The sequence below is a fragment of the Holdemanella porci genome, from assembly GCF_019052655.1.
Lineage (GTDB): Bacteria > Bacillota_I > Bacilli_A > Erysipelotrichales > Erysipelotrichaceae > Holdemanella > Holdemanella hominis.
In genome coordinates this window covers 1-1,222 of record NZ_JAHQVB010000133.1, presented here as the reverse complement: position 1 = coordinate 1,222, position 1,222 = coordinate 1, and the positions used below count along the sequence as shown (strand labels likewise).

General features: G+C 31.2%; 1 protein-coding gene. It reads right to left on the bottom strand.

The genetic code is table 11. From position 1 onward, the window contains the following. Positions 1-1,055: ISL3 family transposase (locus KTQ83_RS11765; protein WP_217256942.1), on the bottom strand; the 1,055-nt coding region annotated here is incomplete at its 3' end. Positions 1,056-1,222 lie beyond the last annotated feature (167 nt).

Genomic DNA, 1,222 nt, shown 5'->3' with positions numbered 1-1,222 from the left:
ATTTCTTCGATATGTTTCCATAAATCATTTTCTGCATTTTCTAAATTAGAATGCTTATTAAAATACACGTAATCACTCTTTAAATAGTACGCAGTCCTTAATTCATCAGATATTCCAAGAATAAGGTCCAGAATTTGTGGGTAGTTGATATACCTGTGTAGTTTCTTGTTCCATTTTGATTCGTTTTCACGAACTTCATCTTTGAACAGGGTCCAATTGAATTTTTTCAAAAGGTAATATTCAACAGACTTTTTTGGGAACTTGTTCATTACGCGTTTTCGAACTTTATCTAAGGCTTCATTATAGTTTTTGATCACATGAAACGGATCCGCACATACTTTAGCTTTTGGAAGACGTAGTTTTACAACAGATCTGTAAGTTTCATAAAGATCCATAGATACATATTCTACATTTTCTCTTTCTGATTTAGGTATCTTTTCAAAATAGTTTAACAAGGTGGTTTTGCGCCTGTTTATAATGACATCGATTAGATTGCTAGTTTCAAAATCTAAAAGAAGACAAGAGTATTTATTCTTTCTAGATGTTTTTGAATAGATCTCATCTATACAAATGACTCTGGGAAGTGTCTGACGAGGTATGTTCACATAATCATCAAATATAGCTTCAGCTTGTGTACTTGATATATTGTTGTGCTTCGCAGCTGAAGAAAATGTTGAATTGTATTCTTTCAGCTCATTAAGTACGTTTATAATAGTGAGTTTACTTATTGAATGTTCGGTAGCCACAAAAGGATTTGGTTCATAAAAAGTCCTTCCACAGTCTTTACATACAAATCTTCTAGCATGATAGAGAAGCACACAATTACGCTGATTATATGCAGAATGTTTGATTTTTCGAACTTTATATTCTTTTATGTTGCATGAATACGAACCGCAGTTTGGACATGAAGTTTCTCTTCTTTTGAGAGTAAAATCATGATACAAAATACCATCTTTTGAATAGCTTGAAAAATCTTCCAAGTCTTTTAGTTCAATGTTTAGAATATCTGTTATAATTTCATCAGTGATAAAAATCACTCCTTCCATGAAAATCATTAGGCCAAATATGATTCTACTATGGAAGGTTTTTTTGTTTTTAAGGAAATATAAAAAAATGGGACGAACACGACCCTACGATATTTTATAGAATTTTTTTACTACTTATAAAACGACCCTATAAAAATTTAAGGACTATGTTCGACCCTACAAGAATTTAAATATCC